Origin of the sequence: Chryseobacterium sp. Chry.R1 (assembly GCF_039645525.1) — a bacterium.
Classification (GTDB): domain Bacteria; phylum Bacteroidota; class Bacteroidia; order Flavobacteriales; family Weeksellaceae; genus Chryseobacterium; species Chryseobacterium proteolyticum.
Genome location: NZ_CP151793.1, coordinates 651,192 through 676,776 on the forward strand (window position 1 = coordinate 651,192; position 25,585 = coordinate 676,776).

General features: G+C 35.4%; 12 protein-coding genes and 1 riboswitch. Of the genes, 8 read left to right on the forward strand and 4 right to left on the reverse strand.

The window, feature by feature from the left end:
* Positions 1–36 precede the first annotated feature (36 nt).
* Positions 37–360, reverse strand: coding sequence for a DUF6660 family protein (locus AAEU33_RS03160; protein ID WP_345990900.1), 324 nt, complete (start codon positions 358–360; stop codon positions 37–39).
* A gap of 266 nt (positions 361–626) precedes the next feature.
* On the opposite strand from AAEU33_RS03160, the gene AAEU33_RS03165 reads away from it, so the two are divergent.
* The 7 genes from AAEU33_RS03165 to AAEU33_RS03195 all read left to right on the forward strand — a co-directional run bounded on the left by AAEU33_RS03165 (position 627) and on the right by AAEU33_RS03195 (position 18,020).
* Positions 627–1,481 carry a cell wall anchor protein gene (locus tag AAEU33_RS03165; RefSeq protein WP_306613451.1) on the forward strand — a complete coding sequence of 285 codons (855 nt, stop codon included), beginning with the start codon at positions 627–629 and terminating at the stop codon, positions 1,479–1,481.
* Between the two features lie 7 nt (positions 1,482–1,488).
* The gene (locus AAEU33_RS03170; RefSeq protein ID WP_345990901.1) at positions 1,489–1,989 is read left to right on the forward strand and encodes a hypothetical protein; all 501 of its coding nucleotides are present in this window, start codon (positions 1,489–1,491) and stop codon (positions 1,987–1,989) included.
* A 36-nt stretch (positions 1,990–2,025) separates the two neighbouring features.
* Complete coding sequence (locus AAEU33_RS03175) at positions 2,026–8,679, forward strand: RHS repeat-associated core domain-containing protein (protein WP_345990902.1); 6,654 nt, start codon at positions 2,026–2,028, stop codon at positions 8,677–8,679.
* A complete protein-coding gene (locus tag AAEU33_RS03180) occupies positions 8,669–9,064 on the forward strand; it encodes a hypothetical protein (protein ID WP_345990903.1) in 396 nt (131 codons plus the stop codon). Before AAEU33_RS03175 ends, AAEU33_RS03180 begins: the two co-directional genes overlap by 11 nt.
* 408 nt (positions 9,065–9,472) lie before the next feature.
* On the forward strand, positions 9,473–10,327 hold the full coding sequence (locus tag AAEU33_RS03185; RefSeq protein ID WP_345990904.1) for a cell wall anchor protein: 855 nt from the start codon (positions 9,473–9,475) through the stop codon (positions 10,325–10,327).
* A 7-nt stretch (positions 10,328–10,334) separates the two neighbouring features.
* Complete coding sequence (locus AAEU33_RS03190) at positions 10,335–10,835, forward strand: hypothetical protein (protein WP_345990901.1); 501 nt, start codon at positions 10,335–10,337, stop codon at positions 10,833–10,835.
* Positions 10,836–10,871: 36 nt separating this feature from the next.
* Positions 10,872–18,020 (forward strand): RHS repeat-associated core domain-containing protein, encoded by a 7,149-nt coding sequence (locus tag AAEU33_RS03195; RefSeq protein WP_345990905.1) that lies wholly within the window; start codon positions 10,872–10,874, stop codon positions 18,018–18,020.
* A gap of 574 nt (positions 18,021–18,594) precedes the next feature.
* On the opposite strand, the gene AAEU33_RS03200 is transcribed toward AAEU33_RS03195, so the two are convergent.
* Together AAEU33_RS03200 and AAEU33_RS03205 are read right to left on the reverse strand one after the other, a co-directional pair.
* Positions 18,595–20,088, reverse strand: coding sequence for a RagB/SusD family nutrient uptake outer membrane protein (locus tag AAEU33_RS03200; RefSeq protein WP_345990906.1), 1,494 nt, complete (start codon positions 20,086–20,088; stop codon positions 18,595–18,597).
* Between the two features lie 24 nt (positions 20,089–20,112).
* Positions 20,113–23,028: a TonB-dependent receptor gene (locus tag AAEU33_RS03205; protein WP_345990907.1), complete on the reverse strand. Its 2,916-nt coding sequence runs from the start codon at positions 23,026–23,028 to the stop codon at positions 20,113–20,115.
* Between the two features lie 83 nt (positions 23,029–23,111).
* A riboswitch (SAM riboswitch) is annotated at positions 23,112–23,208 on the reverse strand.
* 245 nt (positions 23,209–23,453) lie between these two features.
* Here AAEU33_RS03205 and AAEU33_RS03210 point away from each other — a divergent pair.
* The gene (locus AAEU33_RS03210; protein WP_345990908.1) at positions 23,454–23,876 is read left to right on the forward strand and encodes a type II 3-dehydroquinate dehydratase; all 423 of its coding nucleotides are present in this window, start codon (positions 23,454–23,456) and stop codon (positions 23,874–23,876) included.
* A gap of 32 nt (positions 23,877–23,908) precedes the next feature.
* Here AAEU33_RS03210 and pckA read toward each other — a convergent pair whose 3' ends face one another.
* Positions 23,909–25,525, reverse strand: a complete 1,617-nt coding sequence (pckA, locus tag AAEU33_RS03215) for a phosphoenolpyruvate carboxykinase (ATP) (RefSeq protein ID WP_172282384.1) — start codon at positions 25,523–25,525, stop codon at positions 23,909–23,911.
* Positions 25,526–25,585: the final 60 nt, after the last annotated feature.

Genomic DNA, 25,585 nt, shown 5'->3' on the forward strand with positions numbered 1-25,585 from the left:
GGTTGGAAAGCTGTGCTTTCCCTAAATCAATAAAAATTAAATTTTAGGAGGCTGCCAGATGTTTTCGTAAACCTGATAGGCAAAGTTATTTTTGTGGAAAAGAATCTTTTTGGAAAAGTAGGCCTGTTCTTGTCTTGGAATACTTATCTGAGGTTCCATTTTAAAAGCCGCAACCGTTATCTGACAACAATTGCAAACACATAAAGGAGAACAGATATCTCCCTGATCCTTTGAATGAGACTGTTCAACGCTTAATGAAAAGTCAACTTTGGAAGAACCCGATTGTTTATGCACATCTTCACATGGCATTATGGATAATGCCGCAAAATAAAGCGCTAAAATCAATCTTAAGAAGTTCATCTGGACAAAGGTAGAATTTTTTTATTAAAAAAATATTAAATAAAATTAAACATACTCCATTAGCATATTTTTAACAGACCATCATAATACTATATAAATTTATGAATCTATATAGTATTTATTTGTACAATTATTCAAATGATTACATCTTTGACCGGGAAAATAATTCTTAATATTTAATATATAAAAAAAAATATTAAATCAATAAAGTTTTAATAAATATAAATTATATTCGCGTTTTAAAATTTAACAAAAATTAACAATTCATGAAAACGACACTTGTACCGCTATTGTTAGCCGTATCCTCTATGGCTTTTGCCCAATCCTGGAATCTTACAGGAAACTCAGGAACCACTCCCCCGTCTAATTTCATAGGCACCATTGATGACCAGGAACTTGTTATCAAAACAAATAACATGGAAAGACTTAAGGTATTTAACGGACCTTATGCCAATGGTATTGCTATCGGAAACTCTGCGGCTGCAGGAACAGTTAACGGAGCCAAGTTAGAGCTTGCAACAGTTCTTTGTAACGGCTGTGCTTCACGTTGGTCTGTTGCATCAGATGCAGTGATCAGAACTTTGGGAAGTCATAATCTCGAATTCCATATGCCTAATGACAATGCAGTTGATCCTAACTCTGATACTTCAACTCCTAATTCATCCGGAATCACCAGGATAAAATTTACAGATTCAGTACACCCAAGCAGTCTTGTGGTTTTCAATACCGGAAAAGTAACTGTAGGAACTGATCAGTATGATAATGACCCTAATTTCATCTTTTATGTAAGAAAAGGAATAAAGGCTGAACAAATAAAAGTGGAAAATCCCGCAACCAACGGATGGGCTGATTATGTATTTAAAAAGGATTACAAATTGAGATCATTGGAAGATGTTGAAAAACACATTTCAGAAAAAGGACATTTACCAAACATCCCTTCTGCCGGAGAAGTAGAAAAAAATGGAATCAACCTGGGAGAAATGGATGCTAAGCTGCTTGAAAAAATTGAAGAGTTAACATTATATTCTATTGAGCAGAACAAAACATTGAAACAACAATCCGATAAGATTGAAAAGCTTGAAAAACAATTGTTGTTGCTTCTTTCAGAAAAAACAAAATAAGTAAACTATGAAAAGAAAATTACTTTCCTTATTTTCTTTGTTGATTGGTGTTTTCGGATTCTCACAAACCGAAGTCTACTTCAAGTATGACGAAGCCGGAAACCAAAGATACAGAGGGACAGATGTGAGTGGTAAAAAAGCACCTGAAGACTTAAAAAATTTGGCTAAGACCGAAGAAAAACCTAAAGCTGAAGAGGTAAAGACCATCGCTGAGATCAAGCAACAACCGGTTCTGGATGAAAAAACATTCTGGAAACAGATCAGATTGTATCCTGTTCCTGTGAATGATTTCCTTACTATAGACTGGACCGATGAAGTAGACGGACTCATAGAATCCGTTTCTCTTTACCAGCACAGTACGGTTCACTGGAAATTCCAACAACAGAATACTCCGGGATTAAATAAGCAGCTAAAAATTAACATGTCCAATTACGAATGGGGTGTATATGTTTTACACTTTACATTAAAAGACGGCAGGGTCTTTAGCAGAAATATTACAAAACGATAAACTTTTAATCACAACAATTTATTAACAACCAAGAATATGAAGATTCTTTCATCATTGGTACTTTCCCTCTGCTCGGTTTTGGGCTATTCCCAGACCATACTCTATCAGCAGGAAAGTACATCAAGAACAGTACAGGATCCGCAAACCGTTGTCTTGGCTCAAGGGTTTAAGGCCTCCTCCGGCACTTCAAATCCTTTTGTGGCAAAGATCGGGCCTTCTTCTGAAAATCCAGGTGGGGGACCTACAGATTCCCAAGCAGGAGCTAATAATCCTTATGGGACAATTGACTCATCAACTCTTAAATACGATGATACCAAAGGAAATATAGACGTTACTAATGGTGGTCAACTGCAATTTACACTACCAATTGCTTTACCGCCAGGGATAAAAAATGTATCGCCAAACATAAGTCTGGTATATTTAAGTAATTCAGGAAATGGAATTGCCGGCTATGGCTGGACCCTATCCGGATTAACTGCCATTTCAAGAGTTGGAAAAAACATCGAAAAAGATGGTATTTCCAGTGGTGTCCAACTAGATTATTCAGATTATTACAGTTTTAATGGGCAAAGACTCATTCTAAAATCCGGAGAGTATGGTAAGGACGGAGCCGAGTATGTTACTGAAAAATACTCTAATGTAAAAATAAAATCAATTGGAAACATCGCAAACTGGAAACAACCTCAATCTTGGGAAGTAACGTTTGAGGATGGCTCCCAAGCATGGTACGGAGGAACAAACGATTCTACGAATCGGATGGAATTTAATATTGTAAAGTGGAAAGATTCTCAAGGAAATTATATTACATATAATTATGCACAATCTGAAAATGTTGCAGTTGTTACATCTATTACCTGGGGAGGAAATCAAGATTTAAATACAACCCCTATTAACGAAATTGTCTTCAATTATATAGACAGAGATTTTGTCGAGGGAGCTTATATAAATGGGCCTGGAACAATGTATGTTCAAAGTAAGTTACTAAAAGATATACTTGTAAAATCAAAAGGGAACCAATTCAAAAAATATGTATTTGATTATTTTAAGAACGGTACAAACTACCAATTTATTAATAAGATTACAGAATACAATGCAAATAATCAACCGGCAAATCCAATAAAATTTGAATATCCTGCACCAACAGGACCGGCAATCGCGAATGCTGATTACTCGAATGCTGATTATAATAATATAAAATTTACTGGGGATTTAAATGGAGATTCTTATGTAGATTTCATATTCAATAATGGCAATATAAGATTAAGTGCCTTTAACGATAGTTTTGTCACTGTAACTCCTAATAAAACATTCAATTCCACAGCACTCATTGTTAATACTTTACTTGACGAGGAAGGCCAGGTCCACAATGGAAATGGTATTGTACAATATGAAGATGGAAAAATTACAGGTTACATTTTTAAAAACAACGCCTTTGTAAAAACATTTGAAAAACAAGTATATGATTTGGCAAATTGCACAAATGTAGGCGATGAAAAATGCACACTACAAGCTAATTTAAGTGAAGGTGATGTAGATGGGGATGGGATATCTGATATCTTTCTTACACTCAATGCACGCAGATGTATTACAATAACTAATCCAGACTGTATTGATCCTTCAGTTAACTCTGATCCTACTTCTAAAAATGGGATAATTGGACCAATCAAATGTGTAGAAACCATTTGCAATACTGATTTTATAGGAAACTACATTGTGGATCTAAAAAATTCCAATAATCCTATTTCCTCCTATACTCTTGAAACAGGAGTTAACGAAAGTTCATATACCAATCAAAAATATATTGACATTGATGGAGATGGAAAAATAGATATCATTAATGTATCCAATAACGCATATACAGTTTTTGAATTTATAAAAACAGCTCCTAATCAATATCTTAAAAAAATTAAATTTACAGATAATTTAGTTGAGACTAAAGACAACGAGTTTCCTGTTCTATATGGAGATTATAATGGTGATGGAAAAATTGATTTTGCAATACCTACAGGTATTAAAAGCACAGGCTTAGAGGATTGGAGATTTTATATCGGAACAGGAAAAAGTTTTAATAATTATTTTAAACAAAATTTTTTAGGCTATAAAAAAAGAAATTCAAGCTCTGATGGCCGATATTTAAAAGAGTATTTTCTAAGTGTTGGGGATCTTAATAAGGACGGAAAATCAGATATTATACAAGTATTTTCGTATAGTGATGTTAATATGCAATCTAACGGCTGGAGAAATTTTGGCTTTACGATGACATCGAAAATGTCCAATGGAAATATGATGGATGGTTCTCCAGGCTTTGCATCATCACTTGAATATAACAGTACACAAGGATGGGTACAAAACATTTATAATACAAGTTTATATATTCCCGTTACCGTTCCTTTAAAATCGAATAACAATTATTATGACGTATTTATATTCAGGGAAGACGTCCTAATGAAAATTAGACCTCAGACTCCTATTTCAGAACTTGCAAGAATTAAGGTAATTACTCAAGATGCCAACGTTATCACTTACGTAAAATATCTAGAAGCTGTTCCTGATATCAATCCTAATTTTTACAGAAAAACTAAAAAGGAGTTTTATCCATATTTTTCACTAGAAAGAGTTGATCAAACATTTGTAGTCTCCCAATTAGAGAAGATCGGACGAACTCAAGATTTCCGTTATAGAGGAATGACTGGGCATCTACAAGGTAAAGGTATCACCGGGTATAATCAAATAGCAAGATCAACTTGGTACACCAATGGATATGAAAATACTAAAGTTTGGTCAGGAATTGAGACAGATCCTCAAAACGAAGGTCTTCCTATTAAAGAATGGTCTATAAGAACTAATGATGAGACAAAAATTTTTCCTGCGGATATTTCGGAAAACAATAATCAGCTACTTAGTTTCAAATCTACATCATATAAAATTGACAAATTATTAAATGGACAATTAGTAACAACTATAGCTGACTCTGATAAACCGAAAATTGTCACGGCAATTCTACCCAATGTTACGAAATCGAAAAATTTCTTGACAAATAATCTTATCACAGAAAACACTTCATATGGCGAATATTATCTGCCAAATAATTCTGTTACCAATATTAATAATGGATTTGCAATAACGAATTCTGAAATGACCTATACTCATAATCCTAATGGTGTAGGAAAAGATTATTACATTGGTCGTCCGGCATCTAAGATATTAAGCAATAACGTTTCTTCATATAATAGTGTAATTACTAATAAGGAAGAGTATACCTATGACTCCAATCTTTTAAAAACTTTGAGAAAATGGAATAGAGATAATACTGGCTATATTACGGAAACCTATAATTATAATGGATTTGGAAACATTATTGAAAAAACGGTTACCAATAGTGTAGATTCTCAAATCCAAAACACGAAAGCTCAATATGATCCTACTGGAAGATTTATCATAAAAAAAACAGATAACTTTGGTCTAGATACCCATATTACCTATAATGATTGGGGGCAGGTATTAACCGAAACCGATCCTTTAGGTAATACAACCACTAATAATTATGACTATTGGGGAAAAATTGTTAAATCTAAAAACAATCTTCAAGGTACTACTACCTACCAGTATCAGCATATTAATAATACTCAAAACCGAAAGATAACGACCTATTATCCAGATGGGAACCAAAATATTTCGTACAGAAATCAGCTCAACGAAAATTATCAAAATTCAGTTAAAATATTCAACCAGAATAAAATCATATCTACAGAATATTGGTTTGATCTTATTGGTAGAAAAACCAGAGAAAGTGAACCCTATATTGAAGGACAATCATTTGCTGACAAATGGAACAGTATACAATATGATGACACCGTTTTCCCAGCAAAAACAACGGTAACAACCTTCAATGGTAGACAAATCGAAACTACTATTTCTGGAAACATTACAACGGTAAAAGAGCTTAATGGCTATGGTAGAACAACTACTAAAACTACAGATCCCTTAGGAAATGTAATATCTACAACAGATAAAGGAGGTACTATCAATTTCATATATAATGCAGCTAAAGAACAGGTACAAGCAATATATGGACAAAATATTGTAAAAACTAAATACGATGTATGGGGGAGGAAATCTGAATATAACGATCCTTCGAACGGAATCTATAAATACGAATATGACGGGTTTGGACAAATCAAAAAAATGATAAGTCCGAAAGGGACCAAAGAATATTCGTACAATAATCTTGGTCAAATTATTTCTCAAAAGGAAATTTCAACTTTAGATGCAGGCCACTCGACCAATAAACTAATTACTTTTACCTATGATGACAAAGGAAGAGTTATATCTAAAGGTGGAACATCCAATGGAAAAGCCTATAGCTCAAATCTATTATATGATCCACAAGGAAGATTGATCTCTTCGTCGGAAAGCAGTAATGGAAAATACTACATAAATAAAGGAATTACATACGACGATAAGTCGAGAGTAATATCTTATGAAAAAAGTTTGTTTTCTTCTGGGACAATGACAAAAGTAAATATAGAAAATGTTTACAGTGACTGGAACGGAGAACTATATCAGGTAAAAGATAAAAATTCAGGAAAAATCCTTTGGCAGCTTCAAGCGGTAAACGCAAAAGGACAGGTTTTACAATCAAAACTTGGAGAATCGAATATTGTTAATACATATGATAATAATGGTTTTTTAACAAATGTAAATCATTCTTCACAGGTTAAATCGGGTATTTTACAACTTTCCTATTCTTTTGATGCCGTGAAAAACGAGCTAAAAAGCAGAACTACCGGAGGTGATTTTAACATTGTAGAATCATTTGATTACGATGACAATAACCGATTAGTAAATTGGACCAATCCTGTAACGGGTGTCAAACCATCTACTAATAGAAATACTTATGATATTAAAGGTAGAATTGTAGAAAATGATCAGATAGGAACCATTAAATATGAAAATTCCGCTAAAATTTATCAACCTACTGGAATGACATTAAATGCAGCGGGCAGTCAGAATTATAACAATGATCTGATTCAAACAGTTGTTTATAATGAAAATAACGATCCTGTATTCATTGATGGGGAAAAAGGAGATGTCGCTTTTCAGTATGGCTTAACAAGCATGAGACAAAGAGTTACATACGGTGGTAATTTTGGTTCGAATGGTAATGGTAATTTCACTAAATTTTATAGCGAAGATGGAAGCTTTGAAATAGTAGTAGATAATACAACCGGAAAAGAAAAGCACGTACTTTACATTGGAGGAACTCCTTATGAAAGCAATTTTGTTTATTTAAAAAATTATAATGAATCAAATGGCTCATATAAATTCTTACATAAAGATTACCTTGGAAGTGTTCTGGCTATAAGTGATGAAGCAGGAAATAAAGTAGAACAAAGACATTTTGATGCTTGGGGTAACTTCACTCATCTTCAAATTGGAAGTGGAGCAATAATTACAGATAAAAATGTTATTAACAATACTTCGTTATTAGTAGAAAGAGGCTACACCAGCCACGAACATTTTGCTGAAGTAGGAATCATTCATATGAATGGAAGATTGTATGATCCTTTATTGAGGAGATTCTTAAATGCAGACGAAAACATTCAAGATCCTTATAATACTCAAAATTATAATAAATATGGTTATGTATTAAATAATCCTTTAATGTTTAATGACCCAAGTGGAGAATTTTTACAATTTTTAGTTCCTATACTTATCAAAGTTGCTATAGGAGCTGCCTATGGAGCAATAGTTGGTGCAGGTGTAGCAGCTGCAGCATATTCTATAAAAGGACTAATTACAGGAAATTGGAGCTGGAGTGGTTTTGGAAGAGCAATAATTGGTGGAGCTATTGCTGGCGCAATATCCGGTGGATTAAATGGGCTCGGTGCAGCCTTATTTAGTACAAGCAGTTTCATGCTTAATTCCGGAACATGGGATCTTCTTTCAAACATGGCGACAATGTTTTTACAAGATGGCAAAATAGATGTAGCTACTATTGGTGCTTCTGTTATCGGAGCTTTTGTTGGTACTCAATTACCTGGATGGAATGGTGTTAGTGGAAAGGGATTGTTAGGATGGACCAAAAATGCAGTGGGTGAAATCTTACATAGCTCTTTAAGGTATGGAATCACAGGATCTATATCCGGAGGGTTCTCAGCTTTATTCAGAGGTGAAAATGTATGGTTAGGGGTAAAAGGCGGATTTGAGAACGGGGCAATAAATGGAGCTGCACAATCTAGCTTTATGATCATGACATTTGGTGCAACTTATAAACCTTCTGATGAACAATTGCAGTATGTTAAAGAAATTTCAAAAGGAAGTGGCGTAGGTTATGAAAATGTAAACTGGAGAAGTGGTGGATTATACCAATTAGCACAGCCATACATTGCCCGACTATTAGATAAGGAAGGAAAAGGACAACCCATTGAAAATTATCGAAGAGAGGTGACATGGGGAAATAATGTAGCCACTTTTGGTTCTTCAGGCACCTTTACAAGTCCTGCTACTTTTGGGCACGAATTTGGTCATATCTTCCAGGTTCAGAGACAAGGTTGGGGTAATTTTCAAGCTAGAGGAATATGGGAACAGTTATTTATGAAGGGTAATCCTTATGAAATTATAGGAACTAACGAGAGCCAAGCAGAATCAATTTATCAACATTATAGAAATAAAATGTATGGGTATTAAGAAAATTTTCCTTTTAACGATACTTTTTTTTACAACAAGCTGTGTATCTACAAATTTTGAGAGCTATAAAAGCCTGGATAATCTCAAGAAAGATAAAAATTATTTTGAGGTTTCAGAATCACAAAGTAAGAAAAATTATGTTGAAATTGGAGTCCATACCATTTACAACAGAGAGAACATTTATTCTATTTATGTTTCTTTTAAAAATAAATTGTTAGAACCTGTTGAAATTGAATCCTATAGATTTGGAAAAATCCCACAGTCTGCAGAAGATGACAAGGTGTATCTTAAAAGGATTGAATATCGGAGGCCTCAAAATGACACTATATTGATTAAATTTTCCGGAAATAAAATATATAAATTTTGTAATGAAAAAAGTCAATAAATAGCTAAACCGGTACAGAAATTTCTGTACCGGTTTTTTTATTAGTTTTAATCTGATTTATAATAAAGTATTTTACGTTATCAAATAAAGTTAATTTTAGATATATATATTAAACAGATTAGTCAGGAAAAGAAAATAGAATTCTCCTTCGGCTTTTTTTACGATTCCATCCGAAACTTCTTTTTAATACTGAATCCATCCTATTAAATCATTATAAGAGCATAACATTAATATAAATTTATGAATCTATATAGTATTTATTTGTATGATAATTCAAATGATTACATCTTTGAATGAGAAAAATATTGTTTATTCTACTTTTAAAGAGTTTTTCAAACGCATTTAAAAAATAATTTCAATCAATATAAATTATATCACGTTTTACAATTTAATAAAAATTAACAACTTATGAAGACTAAACTTGTACCGCTATTGATAGCCGTATCCTCTATGGCTTTTGCCCAATCTTGGAATCTTACTGGAAACTCAGGGACTAATCCGTCTAGTAATTTCATTGGAACTACAGATAATCAACCTCTGGTTTTTAAAACGAATAATACAAAAGTAATGAGTATTCTTCCAAATGGAGTAGTAAAAGTAGGAATTAATGATCCCGGAGGAAGCGGTGAAGCTTATTTCAGAATCTATAAGGAAGACAATCCTGCTTTTGAAATTGCAAATTCATTAGGCTCTTTCCAGATTGGAAAATCAGGGTGCTCGGGCTGTTGGGGCGGGCAAATTGGAGATACCGTTCTTAGAAACCTGGGGCAAAGCCACAATATCATTATTGCTCAGCCTAATGATGGTAATGATGGCTCCACGTATTTCGGTATTCAAGACGCTTATAACGGAACTTGGGTAAAATTCTTCAACAATGCTATTGCCAGATTTGATGGTAAAATTAAGGCTAAAGAAGTTGAAGTAAAAGCTAACGTATGGGCAGATTATGTGTTTAAAAAAGAATACCCACTGAGATCTTTAGAGGATGTTGAAAAACATATTCATGAAAAAGGACATTTGCCTAACATTCCAACGGCTAAGGAGGTACTTGAAAACGGGATTAACGTTGCTGAGATGAATTCCAAACTTCTTGAAAAGATAGAAGAACTAACTCTTTATTCAATTGAACAGAATAAACAAATAAAGCATCAGGCAATACAACTAAAGCTGCTTCAGGATGAAAATGAAGTTTTAAAAATCCAATCTGCAAAGATTGAAAAACTTGAACAGAAGGTTCAAGAGCTGCTTTCAACACAAAAATAATTACAAAATGAAAAGAAAATTACTTTCCTTATTTTCTTTGTTGATTGGTGTTTTCGGATTCTCACAAACCGAAGTCTACTTCAAGTATGACGAAGCCGGAAACCAAAGATACAGAGGGACAGATGTGAGTGGTAAAAAAGCACCTGAAGACTTAAAAAATTTGGCTAAGACCGAAGAAAAACCTAAAGCTGAAGAGGTAAAGACCATTGCTGAGATCAAGCAACAACCGGTTCTGGATGAAAAAACATTCTGGAAACAGATCAGATTGTATCCTGTTCCTGTGAATGATTTCCTTACTATAGACTGGACCGATGAAGTAGACGGACTCATAGAATCCGTTTCTCTTTACCAGCACAGTACGGTTCACTGGAAATTCCAGCAACAGAATACTCCGGGATTAAATAAACAGCTAAAGATCAATATGTCCAATTACGAATGGGGTGTATATGTTTTACACTTTACATTAAAAGACGGCAGGGTCTTCAGCAGAAATATTACAAAACGATAAACTTTTAATCATAACAATTTACTAACAACCAAGAATATGAAGATTCTTTCATCATTGGTACTTTCCCTCTGCTCGGTTTTGGGCTATTCTCAGACCATACTCTATCAGCAGGAAAGTACTTCAAGAACAGTACAGGATCCGCAAACCGTTGTCTTGGCTCAAGGATTTAAGGCCTCCTCCGGCACTTCAAATCCTTTTGTGGCAAAGATCGGGCCTTCTTCTGAAAATCCAGGTGGGGGACCCGCGGACTCCAATGCCGGAGCCGGTAATCCAACCGGGACATCTGCACCAACAGGCCAGAGTTTCCATGATACCAAGGGAAACATTGAGGTTTCCGGAGCCGGGCAACTGCAATTTAGCTTACCAATAGCTTTACCTCCGGGAATAAAAAGTGTAGCACCTCAGATCAACCTTACATATACAAGTGGTTCTGTCAATGGAATTGCGGGTTATGGTTGGGATATTTCAGGAATAACAGCAGTATCTAGAATAAGTAAGAATATTGAAAAAGATGGGATAACCAAATCAGTACAACTCGATTATTCAGATAATTATAGCTTTAACGGACAAAGACTCATTCTTAAATCCGGAGAATATGGAAAAGATGGAGCTGAGTATGTTACTGAGAAATACTCCAATATCAAAATCAAATCATTAGGAACAAAAAATGGAGTTCAAGGACCCATGTTGTTCCATGTTACCTTTGATGACGGCTCACAGGCATGGTATGGAGATACTGAATACAGCGATCCGGAGCATTATAGTGCAGCCAGAACCTCTATGGGATATAATCTTGTAAAATGGATGGATGCCCAGGGGAATTACATCACCTATGAATATGAGAAGAACCAATATCTTACTTCTCAACCAGTTCCAGGTGGGGATGTTACCCGGATAAAGAAAATAAAATGGGGTGGGAATGAAACCCTGAATAAACCACATTTCAATGAAATTTCGTTCAATTATAACCTGGATAGGACTTTTAAGGAGATTTCCTATCATCAGGGATTTTATTACAATCAGGACAAATTATTAAATGAGGTTGTCGTTTCCACTAATGGTAATCAGTTTAGAAGATATGCATTAGAATATACGGATAATGGTACGAGTTATCAGTTTGTCAATAAGATTACGGAATACAACAGTAATAATGAGGCAGCCAATCCCATAGCTATAGAATATGAACCTGCTCAGACTGCAGGAGAGGAAACAACTAAAGAATATAATATCACCACGACCAATACCAAAAAATATGGTGATTTTGATATGGATGGTATCACAGACTATCTGGAATACGTTCCCACTCCAGGGACTGCGGGATCCACACAGGTAGGTGTTTTGAACTTTAAGAGCTCTGTGTACAAAGATGTTCCGGTTATGCCGCTACAGTATGAACTTAATCGATTTACAGCTGCTGAGTTTGGTAAGGCGGCATCTGTGACTTTCAAAAAAGACGGATACGTAAAAAACAAAGCAGGAATCGTCATCCCTCATACCGTTGCTACAGGAGATCCTAAAAAACCCAATTATGAATTATTGGTATACTCTGTAGATATTTCAGATTTCAGATTCAAGCTGGAATATTCGAAACTAATTACGTATGATCAGTATGCTATTGGTGATCCCGGAGATGACGATCTTCCTATGACGGGCTGTAACTATTCGGTTGTAAGCTTATCGGAATTGACAAGCTATGATTATGACGGGGACGGAATTACGGAACTTCTTTTTAATTTCAGAAGAACGAGAACATGTATTAATGGAGGATTTGATCCGGAACCTATTGGTAAAACTATTTCAAATCCTGTTGCCTTGGATGAAACTACGCCGCCTACACTCCCTTATATCGAGCCTTCAGTTAACTCATCCAATACTGAAGAATATGGAGTACCTCCGATCGACAATGGAGAGGTAAACATTATTCCAGGAAGTACTTTAACAAGTTTTTACTCATCCATATTATTTGATCTAAGTGAAAACCTTCCGGTTGCCGAAAGCATTTACAAATATGACGAGGGAACAGGAGCTGCAAAGAAAATCCAGTTCGCAGATTTTAACGGAGATGGAATCCAGGATATTATCTGGCTCAATAGCTCCAATGGTACTATGACCAAAGTATTTAATATCAATAAAATATCTGCAGGAAACTTTGTATTATCCAATGTAGGAAACTTCACAGGACAAGCATTGGGAGGATTCTTCAATGGTGCACTATACGGTGACTTTAACGGCGACAGCAAAATTGATGTCTTAGTTCCTCAAGGGAATAAATCTTATAACTGGAATTTATTTTTATCTGATGGGAAAAAACTGAATCAGTTCTACATCAATAACTTTATTTTCTACTCTTCAGGAACCGAAACCTTAACACAAGGTGTTCATAACACCTTCTTTGAAAGTGGATGTGCGTATGGTATGAGCAGATATTTCCAGTACAATACAGCAGATTTGGATGGAGATGGAAAATCTGAAATTATTGTTTCAAATGTTTTAGTTACTGACCATACATGGAATGCTCACCATGACAAGGAATGGACTAATACCAATGTTACAGTTTACTCTGTCAACAAAGTATCCGGAGCCAATGATAAAAGTATTGTTTACAATCCTCCTATTACTATTCTTGGAGCAAGCATTCCACAACCTTATAATACTGAAAACACAGTTTCTATCCAAACTAATAGTGGTATCAACTTCTACAAAACAAGAAACTGGTTAAAGTCTTTTAATGAAAAGGTAATCCCTTTTAGTAATTTGACCATTAATAAAGACAACCAACAGGTTATCCTTTTAGGAAAACCAGATGATTGTTCTGGAGTTATCGGGTGCGGTTACAACTATGTGATTCAGTATGGATATCCTTATGTGCCCGCTTTGGCAAGAGCTAAGAATATCAAGCAAGGAGGAATCACCACAGAGATTAGCTACAAAGAACTTAACTCAAAAACAGATGCTAATTTTTATCAGCCCGTACAAAAAGAACTTTATCCTTATTTTGAATTGGAGCAAGCACCATTATCCGCTGCTGTATCACAGATTAAACAGTATACGCCAGCCGGTACTCTGATCCAGGACTTCAGATACAGAGGTTTTTTAAGTCACTTTACAGGAAGAGGGGTAATTGGCTTCCGTCAAACTGCCCGCTCCTCCTTATATGCTGCCGGATTTGAAAATGCTAAAATTTGGTCGGGTATACAAATAGACCCTTTATTGGACGGAGTTCCGGTAAAAGAGTGGTCCATCAGAACCAATAATGAAAACCTGATATTCCCGGCAGATATTTCGGAGAATAATACTCAGTTATTGAGCTATAAATCGACAATTTATAAGGAAGACAAACTTCTCAATGGGCAAGTAGTTACAACAATTTCAGATGCTGACAAGCCCAAAATAGTGACAGCTACTGTCGCAACCTCTACGTTAGCGAAGGACTTTTTGACGAACGTTACAACAGCAGGAACAGCTATTTACAATACCTACTACCTGCCGTCTAAAACAACTTCCAATGTTAATGATAATTTTTCAGTAACCACAACGGACTTTATTTATACTCATAATCCTTCAGGAATTGGGAAAGATTATTTTATTGGTCATCTGGATGCAAAAACTATGCAGCATGCGGCTTATAATACAACCAATAAAGTAAGTCAATATTACTTGTATCAGAATAATCTTCCTAAAACAGTCATTAATGTTTCTGGGAATAACTTCTCCAATAACTTTTCGGACAATCTTACTGAAGATTATAAATATGATGGATTCGGTAATGTCATTGAGAAGAAAGTTACTGCCGGAAGTGATTCACAGTTCAGAATTAACAAAAGCGAATATGATGATAAGGGAAGGTTTGTTATAAAGAAAACGGACAACCTTGGATTAGAAACCAGTATTACTTATAATAATTGGGGACAAATCTTAACCCAAACTGATGTACTGGGAAACACTGCTACTAATACTTATGATAACTGGGGGAAAATTTTAACCTCTAAAACAAATTTAGAAGGCGTTACAAATTACCAGTATATAAGAGATGAACAGGGAAATACTATAGTTATTGAATATGAACCTGATGGTAATATTTCTAGAAAATATGTAAATAAACTAGGCCAAGAATATAAAACACAAACCAAAGGCTTTGAACAAGGTAAATTCGTGGCAGTATATCGTATGTTTGATGCTTTAGGTAGGAAAATAAAAGAATCCGAACCTTATTTTGACCAGGCAACAGAAGAATTGCCAGCAAATGTTCAGTGGAATGTATTTACCTATGACGATACAGTATTCCCCGCTAAGGTTACAACTTCCTTCTTTAATGGTAAGCAAACTGAAACTTCAATATCAGGAACTGTTACCACCTTAAAAGAACTTAATGGATATGGACGAACAACAACTAAAACAGTTGATGCTCTAGGAAATATTGTTTCTACTTCGGATAAAGGCGGCACTATTAATTTTACTTATAATTCCCTAGGAAAACAACTTACCGCTCAGTATGGAACCAATATCGTAACATCTAAATATGATGTTTGGGGAAGAAAAACAGAGTTTAACGATCCATCTAATGGAATTTATAAGTATGAGTATGATGGTTTTGATCAGGTTAAAAAAATCACAAGTCCAAAGGGAACCAAGGAATACATTTACAATAGCATTGGACAGCTTATTACTCAGAAAGAAATTTCTACAGCGGATGCCGGCGCTACTACCAACAAAGTAATCTCGTTTGTTTACGATAACAAAGGGAGAGTAACTTCTAAGAACGGAACATCCAAAGGAAAAGCATATAGTTCAAATATAACTTACGACCAACAGGGAAGATTGTTATCAACATCTGAAAGTAGCAATGGTAAGTACTATATGCAGAAAGAAATTACTTATGATGATAAAGGGAGAGTGATATCATACGAGAAAAGCCTTTTTTCTTCAGGCGTACTTACAAAAGTGAATATTGAAAACGCTTATAGCAATTGGAATGGAGAACTCGCTCAGGTAAAGGATAGAAATTCAGGGAAGGTATTATGGACGCTTTTACAAGCTAATGCAAAAGGCCAGGTTTTAAAAACAGCACTGGGAGCCACAGAAGTAAATAATACCTATGACACGAATGGATTCTTAACAAACATGAACCATTCTTCGCAGGTGAAGCCGGGAATCCTTCAGCTTTCTTATTCATTTGATGCGATTAAGAATGAGCTAAAAAGCAGAACTACAGGAGGAGATTTTAATATCGTTGAATCATTTGATTATGATGACAACAACAGATTGATCAACTGGACCAATCCTGTAACGGGTGTTAAACCTTCAAGCAATCGTAATATTTATGATGAAAAAGGAAGGATTCTGGAAAATGATCAGGTAGGAACCATTAAATTTAATAACTCAGCTAAGGTATACCAACCTACAGGAATGACCTTAAATGCAGCAGGAACACAAAATTATAACAATGATCTGATCCAAAGTATTGTTTACAACGAGAACAATGATCCCGTATTTATTGACGGACAAAAAGGAGATGTAGCCTTCCAGTATGGATTAACTAGTATGAGACAAAGAGTCACTTATGGTGGCAATTTTGCAACTGATGGAGATGGGAAGTTTACCAAATTCTATAATGAAGATGGAAGTTTTGAAGTAGTGGTAGACAATACGACAGGTAAAGAAAAGCATGTTCTTTACATTGGTGGAACACCGTATGAAAGTAACATCATTTTCCTTAAAGATTATAACGAATCTAATGGTTCATATAAATTTTTACACAAGGATTATCTCGGAAGTATTTTAGCAATTAGTGATGAAGCGGGTAACAAGTTGGAACAAAGACATTTTGATGCATGGGGTAATTTTACACATCTTCAGATTGGAAACGGAGCGATTATTACCGATAAAAATATTATTGATAATACTGCATTACTTATTGAAAGAGGATACACCAGCCATGAGCATTTTGCCGAAGTAGGAATCATCCACATGAACGGAAGATTGTATGATCCACTACTCAGAAGATTCTTAAATCCTGATGAAAATATCCAGGATCCTTATAATACCCAGAATTACAATAAGTATGGATACGTAATGAATAATCCATTATTGTTCAACGATCCTACCGGAGAATATATTTTCGGAATAGAATCTGCTTTATTAGCAGCTGTAGTTATAGGGGCAATCGTAGGGGCAGCAAGCTATATTGTGAGCGCAATTATTACAGGACAGAAGTTTTCTCTTCTGGGACTATTTAAGTCCACAGTGTTCGGAGCAATATCCGGAGCGGTCACCTTTGGAATTGGCCAACTCTTTGCTCCCGCCCTCCAATCAGCCGTACAGGTATCAAATGCTGCATTGAAAATCATGGCTCAAACAGGAGTAGCATTAGCGCAAGCAACAGTGCATGGTATTGCTCAGGGAGCATTATCATTAATGCAAGGCGGCTCTTTCCATCAAGCTCTGCTTTCAGGAGCATTAGGAAGTTTAGGAGCCTCGGCTTTTGGGTCGTTTGCTAAAGATTTTGCTAACCAAACAGCAGGAAAAGTATTATTTGGAGCTATTTCAGGTGGTGTGGGAGCCGAACTCAGTGGAGGGAATTTTTGGCAAGGAGCTGTTATTGGAGGTATCATTGCGGGCTTAAATCACTCTATGGACCATTTAAATGGTCCAGGCCCTAAAAAAGCAAACATTAGGATCCCTAGACAGACTGTTAGTTTTGAAGCTTCATCAATAGCATTACCTTTTGGTTCTGTCAGTGGAAAAGAAAAAGATCCATATGTAGCCGATTATGATTGGTATACAATCAAAGGTACTATGAATCTAATTGGAAATAAACTTTCTGTAGTAGCCTATGGTAGCAGTGGAAATACAAATATTACAAAATTGTATAAAGGATCTGTAGTAATACAGGGAAGTTCTCCTTATGGGATTTTTACCTTCAGATATGAAAAGGCTCTTAATATTTTAAAAGATGTGAATGATTTTCGTCCATCAGGTTATAGTTATATAGGCAGAGCAGATTTTGTATTACCTTCCGGAACTATGGTTTTTAATGTAAAAGTAACAGGATCCTATGTAGGTGCAACTAATATGAATACTTCTCTAGTTGTTCCGTTTCATCCTTTTGGTAAAGCGACCTACGATTACACTTTTCATTTACCCGCAGCTGGCAGTGGGATAAATCAATATCCATTAATAAAGTAATATTATGAAAAATGTATTTTATTCAATCAGTATAACTATATATATAATAGCTTTATATATAATATTTAATTATATTTTTCTTTCCATTTATAAAATAATAAATTTTGGAATCAATAATGGTATGATATCGTCCCTTATTTTTTATTTAATATTGATTGGGATTGGGTTTGTAATGATGCGATATGCGGATAGAATAACAAAAAAACTTTTGGGAATTCACATGTCGATGCTTAACAGATATGATGTGGCGGAAATATCACTTATTATATTTACAATATTCCAGTTTTTACTGATTGTAAGTCAATGTACATCATATATAGCCTATGAATATGATTTAGATAATCACTTGAAAGTAGATGAAATACTAATATTTTTGAAAATTATTTCGCTCATTTTTATATTTTTCATTAGGAAGAAAATAGTACAAAAATTAATGTAGATCTTCTAATAGAATATATAAAATAAAGGTTGTCTCCTCGCCGAGACAACCTTTTATTTTAATTAAAAAAGATCTTCTTTAATAAGATTCTCATTATAAATAATAACCATAAAACTAACACCCTTATTTACTTCCTCACAAATTCGTGTTATTCTCCACCTCCTTCTGCGGAATCGTAAACAAATAATACTTGCTGTTTGGTGCAAAGGCAGATTGATCAGGAAAAGAAAATACAGAATGTCCTCTTCCATTCACTGTTTTTACAGTTCCATCCGGAGTTGTTACTTGTACTTTAATTGGCTGACCATTGGAATCAGTAAAAGGTTTTCTTACTACAGTTCCCTGAGTTCTTATGATATCAGACAATGAAAATCCTTCTCCAAACAATTCCTTTCTTCTTTCGATCAGGATTTCTTTGATCACATCATTCTGGGCTAAAGATCCACTGTACAGATTAGCCTGTCTCGCTGATTTCAGTTGATTTAAAACTGCTACAGCATTGGTTACATTCCCATTTCTGGCTTCTGCCTCAGCCTCAATCAAATACATTTCAGCTGATCTCATGAATACAATGTCAGCAATGAGATTGGCTTTAAACTTAAATTTAGCATATCTCAAGAGACCTTCCCTTCCGGGAAGTCCGTCCCATTGAAACAATTGGTACCTGATGTCATTGGTGTCAAATAAATCTTTAAAATAAGGATCTGCCATAAAACTGTAGTAGTAACTTCCTGATGAAGAAACATCTAAGTAGTGGAATGCATAACTTTCCCCTGATTGTTCCTGCGTCTGGCCATGTCCCCAGATCCATTCCCCATTGGTAATATCATTAAACCCGTCCTTATACTTTTCGGGAGCCATCAACGGAAAACTAGCTTTTGCAATTTGAGCAGCAGCAGTAGCCTTAGTCCACTCACCCGTATTTAAGTAAGTTCTGGCCAACAATCCATATACCACAGACTTATCAATTTTATCCTTATTATTTCTTGTATAATTTGCTAATAAAAGTCCTGCCTCTGATAGATCGTTTTTAATCAAAGTATACATTTCTTCAAGGCTAGCTCTCTTTTTTCCTACAGAATTTATGGTTGTTGGTTCTGTATAAATTGGAGCTACCAAAGCGTTTTTATCTTTTAAATAACTAAACTGATAAAGGCTTGCTAAATTCAAATAACAAAAAGCACGTAAAGCTTTTGCCTGGCCCTTAACCTGATCCTTTTTAGACTGACTTCCTTCTACTCCATCAATACGACTAATCACATTATTCATGTTATTGATTGCAGAATATAATAAACTCCATACAAATTGAGAACGACTTCCGGTACTATTCACTAAATCGGTAAAAGCGTAAGCCGATGCAAAGCCATATTTATTAGTAAGGACAGCAACATCACTACCCATAGCATCGCTGGCCCGTAATACTGTTGAATAGCCAATGTTAGCATAGGTAGGCCCGTCATCATTGAATTTTGCCCATGTCCCATTAATCACCGTTTCAGCACTTTCAGCTGTCTTGAATATCTCAGCTTCATTAGCCTGATTAGTAGGAGCTGTTTCCAAATCATTAGTACACGCAGTAGAAGAGAAAGCTGCAATAAGTATAAATGATATATATTTTATTTTTTTCATTGTTTTGATTGTTTTAATATAAACTTAAAGTGTAGCCTGAAGACCGAATGTTATTGTTCTCATTGCCGGATATCTGTAATAAGTGGTACCATCTATAGCTTGCTCGGGATCCATTCCTTTGTGCTTGTAGAAAGTTAAAAGGTTTTCAGCCTGAAGATAAATTCTGAACTTTTTCAGTCCCAGTCTTCCGAAATAATCTGAAGGTAAGGTATATCCGATGCTCACATTTTTCAATCTGGCATAAGTCCCCGAGTATAAAAACCTTGAGGACGTTGAAGTCCAGTTATTTGTCGTTGTACTTAAAGCCGGAACATCCGTATTGGGATTTTCAGGCGTCCATCTGTTTAACATCTCTGCACTCCATGCCCTTCCAGCATTGCTTCCATTTGACATTAACATGGTGTAATCTGTATCAAGAATTTTTCCTCCAACACTAAAAGTTAGCAGCGCGGATAAATCAAAATCCTTATATGTAATATTTGTAGTGATTCCACCGGAAAATTTAGGCAAAGAAGAACCCTGTAATGTTTTTGTCGCCTTTGCATATTCGGAAGTTGTTCCTTCTACTGTATTCCCATTGGCATCCTGATAAACATATTTCCATAGCGGAGCACCGTTACTTGGATCAACTCCAACCCATTCCGGAATAAAGAAATCATAAACAGAACCGCCAACCTGCAATAATTTAGTTCCTGTTACAATTGGACCTTTAGGAAGTTTCGTAATTCTGTTTTTTAGGGTTGTTACATTAACATCAACATCCCATTGGAAATCGTCCGTTTTAATCGGAGTTGTGAATAATGAAAATTCAAAACCTGTATTTTTCAGTTCTCCAATATTCGCTGAATAACCACTAAAACCAAGAGAGGGAGCCAAAGGCCTGTCAAATAAAAGATCTTTACTTTGACGTTGGAAATATTCCACATTACCCTTAACCCTGTTTTTAAGAATAGCAAACTCCAACCCCACATTCAAGTTAAGATTGGTTTCCCACTTAAGATCAGGAGTGGGAAGCCTGCTAGCAACTGTTCCTCCTTCTCCCAGATTATTGTAAAATGCGTAAAGACTTTGGTAAGCATAATAAGTACTCAACTTATCATTTCCCTGTCCTCCGTAACTCGCACGAAGGGTTAGCTGATTAAAGAAATTTAGATTTTTAATGAATTGCTCATTAGACGCCTTCCATGAACCTCCTACTGACCAGAAAGTTCCCCATCTGTTTTGAGGTGAAAAACGGGAAGATCCGTCTGATCTTACAGATCCGGAAATAAAATAAGTGTTATTGAAATCATACTCTGCTTTACCTAAAAAACTCAGTAAACCTAATTTATCACTATTACCACTAAAACCTCCTAATAAAGCCGCTGCATCCGGTTCATAATAATAAGGTAAAGAAAACTGACTTCGGCTTCCGGATATCGTCTGATACTCATAATGATAAAACTCCTGTCCGGCTAGAATATTGAAATGATGCTGATTGAATTTTTTATCATAGGTCAAGATATTACTGGTTGTATAAGATAATGTCCGTGAATTTGTCTTGGTCACCGAACCTCCTATTTCACTACCCTCCCCCAGCAGCGGATTTGAATAATAATGCCCATTGTAATTTACCAGGTCAATTGAAAAACTGGATTTAAATTTTAATTCCGGTAAGAACGTAAAATCCAAATACCCTTTTCCTGAAAAGTTATCTTCCCTGTTTTCATTTTTGTCCAATGGCAAAGTTGCGGCTGCATTTTGATTTTGCAAAGCACTTGTCGGCCTGTACTTTCCGAAGTCGTAAATTGTATTTCCGTTAGCATCAAGCTTATAGCTTCCATCTGGATTTCTTTCATAGTATGGATAAAAAGAAGGAATTACTCTGGCCGCATTAATAATATTATCAGTTCTTGAATCTGAAGATGGTGGTGCCTCCTGAAGACTATTGGTATAACTAAGGTTTGCTCCAACAGTTAACCATTTCTTCACTTCATTATTAATCTTCAATCTTGTACTGTATTTTGTAAATCCGGATCCTATGGCAATACCCTTGTCATCAAGATATCCCAATGAGAAAAAATAGTTTCCTTTTTCATTTCCGCCACTAAAATCAAGATCAACCTGGTTTCTTGAAGCCACTCTTTGAAGTATATCCCTCCAGTCATCATTCCATAAAGGCCTTGCTCCAGGCAGCAGTTTTCCATCTGTCCCTACCGGTTTTGCATAGTTAGAACCATATGGATTGATGCCCAGGTTATTCACAAGATTATCTGTGGCCATTTGTGCAGCCTGTTGTGCTGAAACCTGTCCTGATTTATATCCATTTCTCATTGCTTCCCAATATAATTGAAAATACTGGTCCGTGGTAACCTGTTCATAGTCCTTTACAGCCCTGCTGGAAAATCCCTGACTGATATTAAAATTGATTCGTGATTCTCCTTTTTTCCCTGACTTTGTAGTCACAATAATCACTCCGTTAGCACCTCTTGATCCATACAGAGAGCTTGCCGTAGCATCTTTCAAAACACTAATTGATTCTATATCATTTGGGCTGATAGAATTGATATTTCCATCAAAAGGAATTCCATCCACCACGAATAAAGGATTACTTGAGGCACTAATAGATCCGATCCCCCTGATACGGATTGTTGCCGTAGCACCCGGTTGGCCAGAAGCACTTACTGCCTGCAATCCCGCTACCTGCCCTTCCAAAGCTTTTGTAATATTGGTTACCGGCCGATTATTAATCTTTTCGCTGGAGATCGTCGCTACAGAACCTGTGTAACTCGTCTTTTTCGCTTTACCGTAAGCTACCACAACGACTTCATCAATATCTTTTTCCCTAAGCGTATCTTTCTTCTGCTTTATCTCCTGCCCATTAACACTAATAATGCCTAAGAAAAACAAAGCACCGGGTGAAATCCAAACACCAGCTTTGAATAAACTTTTACTAACCATAATCAATTTTATTTGTTAAATATTAAAAAAACACCCTTTGCGGAAAACACAGCAAAGGGCATCAAGAAATTGATTTAACCAAATGCTTATTTTTCCTTAAAAGGCTGAATGTAACACCTTGCATCATGCAGGTTGTTAAGACTTCGTAGGGTCAGTTCCCTCCATCTTTCTTTATAAGCCGATCGAAATATGGTTGCAAATCTAAAAACAATTAGTCTATAAAACAAGTAGACTAATTTATTTTTTATTTTAAATTCTCAAAAATTAACTTAATTTTCACTTAAAACACCTGTTAATAAACCATTAGAGAAAATGTTAAATTTTTAAACATGAGAAATATCATTAAAAATAATGTAAAACATTTTCTTCAAATAAAACCCGTAAAATATCCGCACTAATCGAAAAAAACTTTTTAATTTTATGTTATGAAAATTTTAATCATAAACGGACCGAATCTTAATCTGCTGGGTACAAGAGAGCCTGAAATTTATGGAATAATTTCAATGGATGAATATTTGGAAAAACTAAAAGATGAATTCCTTTCTTACGAACTGAACTATTATCAATCGAATATTGAAGGAGAATTAATTAACAGGCTTCAGGAAGATGATTTTGATGCTGTTATTATCAATCCGGGGGCTTTTACACATTACTCTTATGCTATAGCCGACTGTTTAAAGAATATACAGAAGCCTAAGATTGAAGTACATATTAGCAATATCTATAAAAGAGAAGAATTCCGGCAAAAGTCAGTAACAGCAGCTCACACGGACGCTGTATTATCCGGCTTTGGAATGCAAGGATACAGACTGGCTTTATTAAGCTTTCAGGATGTTTTAATACATTAAAAAGCCTCATCAATGATGAGGCTTTGCTTTTCTTATATTGTTTGTTCTTGTAATTGAGGTCCGGAAGCAACCAGCTTCTTCCCCTCTTCAGTGTTACAATACTGTTCAAAATTCTTAATATATCTTGATGCTAAGTCTTTAGCCTTCTCTTCCCACTCTGAAGCATCACTATATGTATGTCTTGGATCCAGAATACCTTCTGAAACATTAGGTAAAGAAGTAGGAATTTCCAAGTTCATAATAGGCACTTGCGCCTTAGGGGCGTTCTCAATAGATCCATCAATTATTGCATCAATAATGGCTCTTGTATCTTTTAATGAGATTCTTTTTCCTGTACCGTTCCATCCTGTATTTACCAAATAAGCTTTTGCTCCATGTTCTTTCATTTTACCAATCAAGGTTTTAGAGTACATGGTAGGATGTAACGTAAGAAATGCCTCACCAAAAGCCGGAGAGAATGAAGGTTCCGGAGAAGTAATTCCTCTTTCAGTTCCTGCTAATTTAGAAGTATATCCACATAAAAAGTGGTATTGAGCCTGATTTTCATCTAAAATTGAAACCGGAGGTAATACTCCGAATGCATCAGCTGAAAGATAAACGATCTTCTTAGCATGCCCAGCTTTAGAAGGCAGTACAATTTTGTTAATATGGTAAATCGGATAAGAAACTCTCGTGTTTTCAGTGATTGAGTTATCAGTATAATCGGAAACACCATTATTTACAACAACATTTTCAAGAAGAGCATCTCTTTTAATTGCTCTGAAAATGTCCGGTTCTTTTTCTTCCGATAAGTCAATTACTTTTGCATAGCAACCTCCCTCATAGTTGAAAACTCCATTGTTATCCCAACCGTGCTCATCGTCACCAATAAGATATCTTTTAGGATCAGCGGATAAAGTTGTTTTACCTGTTCCGGAAAGGCCGAAGAACAAAGCAACATCTCCTTCTTCTCCTACGTTTGCAGAACAGTGCATAGATGCCATTCCTTTTAGCGGAAGGTAATAGTTCATCATTGCAAACATTCCTTTTTTCATTTCTCCTCCATACCAGGTTCCTCCAATGATCTGTAATTTTTCCGTAAGGTTGAACATTACAAAATTTTCGGAATTTAGTCCCTGAGCTTCCCAATTCGGATTCGTTGTTTTAGAACCGTTCACAACAGTGAAATCAGGTTCTCCAAAGTTTTCCAGCTCATAATGAGATGGACGGATGAACATATTAGTAACGAAATGCGCCTGCCATGCAACTTCTACGATGAATCTCACTTTAAGTCTTGTGTCAGCATTTGTTCCACAAAATGCATCAACAACATAAATTTTCTTAGAAGAAGAAAGTTGGTCTAGCACTAATTCTTTACAAGACTTGAAGATTTCTGCTGTTGTAGGCAAGTTCACTTTGCCATCCCAGAAAATTGTGTCTCTTGTAACATCATCCTGAACAATGTATCTGTCTTTTGGAGAACGGCCAGTAAAAATTCCTGTTTTTACTGATACTGCACCAGATTCCGTAAGTTCAGCTCTCTCAAAACCCTGATTTTCAGGAGAAACTTCTGCTTGAAATAATTCCTCATATGAGGGATTATATATTATTTCGTAGTCTCCCTTAATCCCTAATTTTTGCAAATCCTGGATGATTTTAGCGTGTTTCATTTTACTTATATTTTCTATTTCTTTTTTTAGTCCAACAAAATTAAATATTAATTTAGTGTT

Coding starts and splice junctions, on each gene's coding strand:
- AAEU33_RS03175 (WP_345990902.1), top strand. CDS start 2,026: ATGAAGATTCTTTCATCATTGGTACTTTCCCTCTGCTCGGTTTTGGGC.
- AAEU33_RS03160 (WP_345990900.1), bottom strand. CDS start 360: ATGAACTTCTTAAGATTGATTTTAGCGCTTTATTTTGCGGCATTATCC.
- pckA (WP_172282384.1), bottom strand. CDS start 25,525: ATGAAACACGCTAAAATCATCCAGGATTTGCAAAAATTAGGGATTAAG.
- AAEU33_RS03185 (WP_345990904.1), top strand. CDS start 9,473: ATGAAGACTAAACTTGTACCGCTATTGATAGCCGTATCCTCTATGGCT.
- AAEU33_RS03205 (WP_345990907.1), bottom strand. CDS start 23,028: ATGGTTAGTAAAAGTTTATTCAAAGCTGGTGTTTGGATTTCACCCGGT.
- AAEU33_RS03190 (WP_345990901.1), top strand. CDS start 10,335: ATGAAAAGAAAATTACTTTCCTTATTTTCTTTGTTGATTGGTGTTTTC.
- AAEU33_RS03165 (WP_306613451.1), top strand. CDS start 627: ATGAAAACGACACTTGTACCGCTATTGTTAGCCGTATCCTCTATGGCT.
- AAEU33_RS03210 (WP_345990908.1), top strand. CDS start 23,454: ATGAAAATTTTAATCATAAACGGACCGAATCTTAATCTGCTGGGTACA.
- AAEU33_RS03195 (WP_345990905.1), top strand. CDS start 10,872: ATGAAGATTCTTTCATCATTGGTACTTTCCCTCTGCTCGGTTTTGGGC.
- AAEU33_RS03170 (WP_345990901.1), top strand. CDS start 1,489: ATGAAAAGAAAATTACTTTCCTTATTTTCTTTGTTGATTGGTGTTTTC.
- AAEU33_RS03200 (WP_345990906.1), bottom strand. CDS start 20,088: ATGAAAAAAATAAAATATATATCATTTATACTTATTGCAGCTTTCTCT.
- AAEU33_RS03180 (WP_345990903.1), top strand. CDS start 8,669: ATGGGTATTAAGAAAATTTTCCTTTTAACGATACTTTTTTTTACAACA.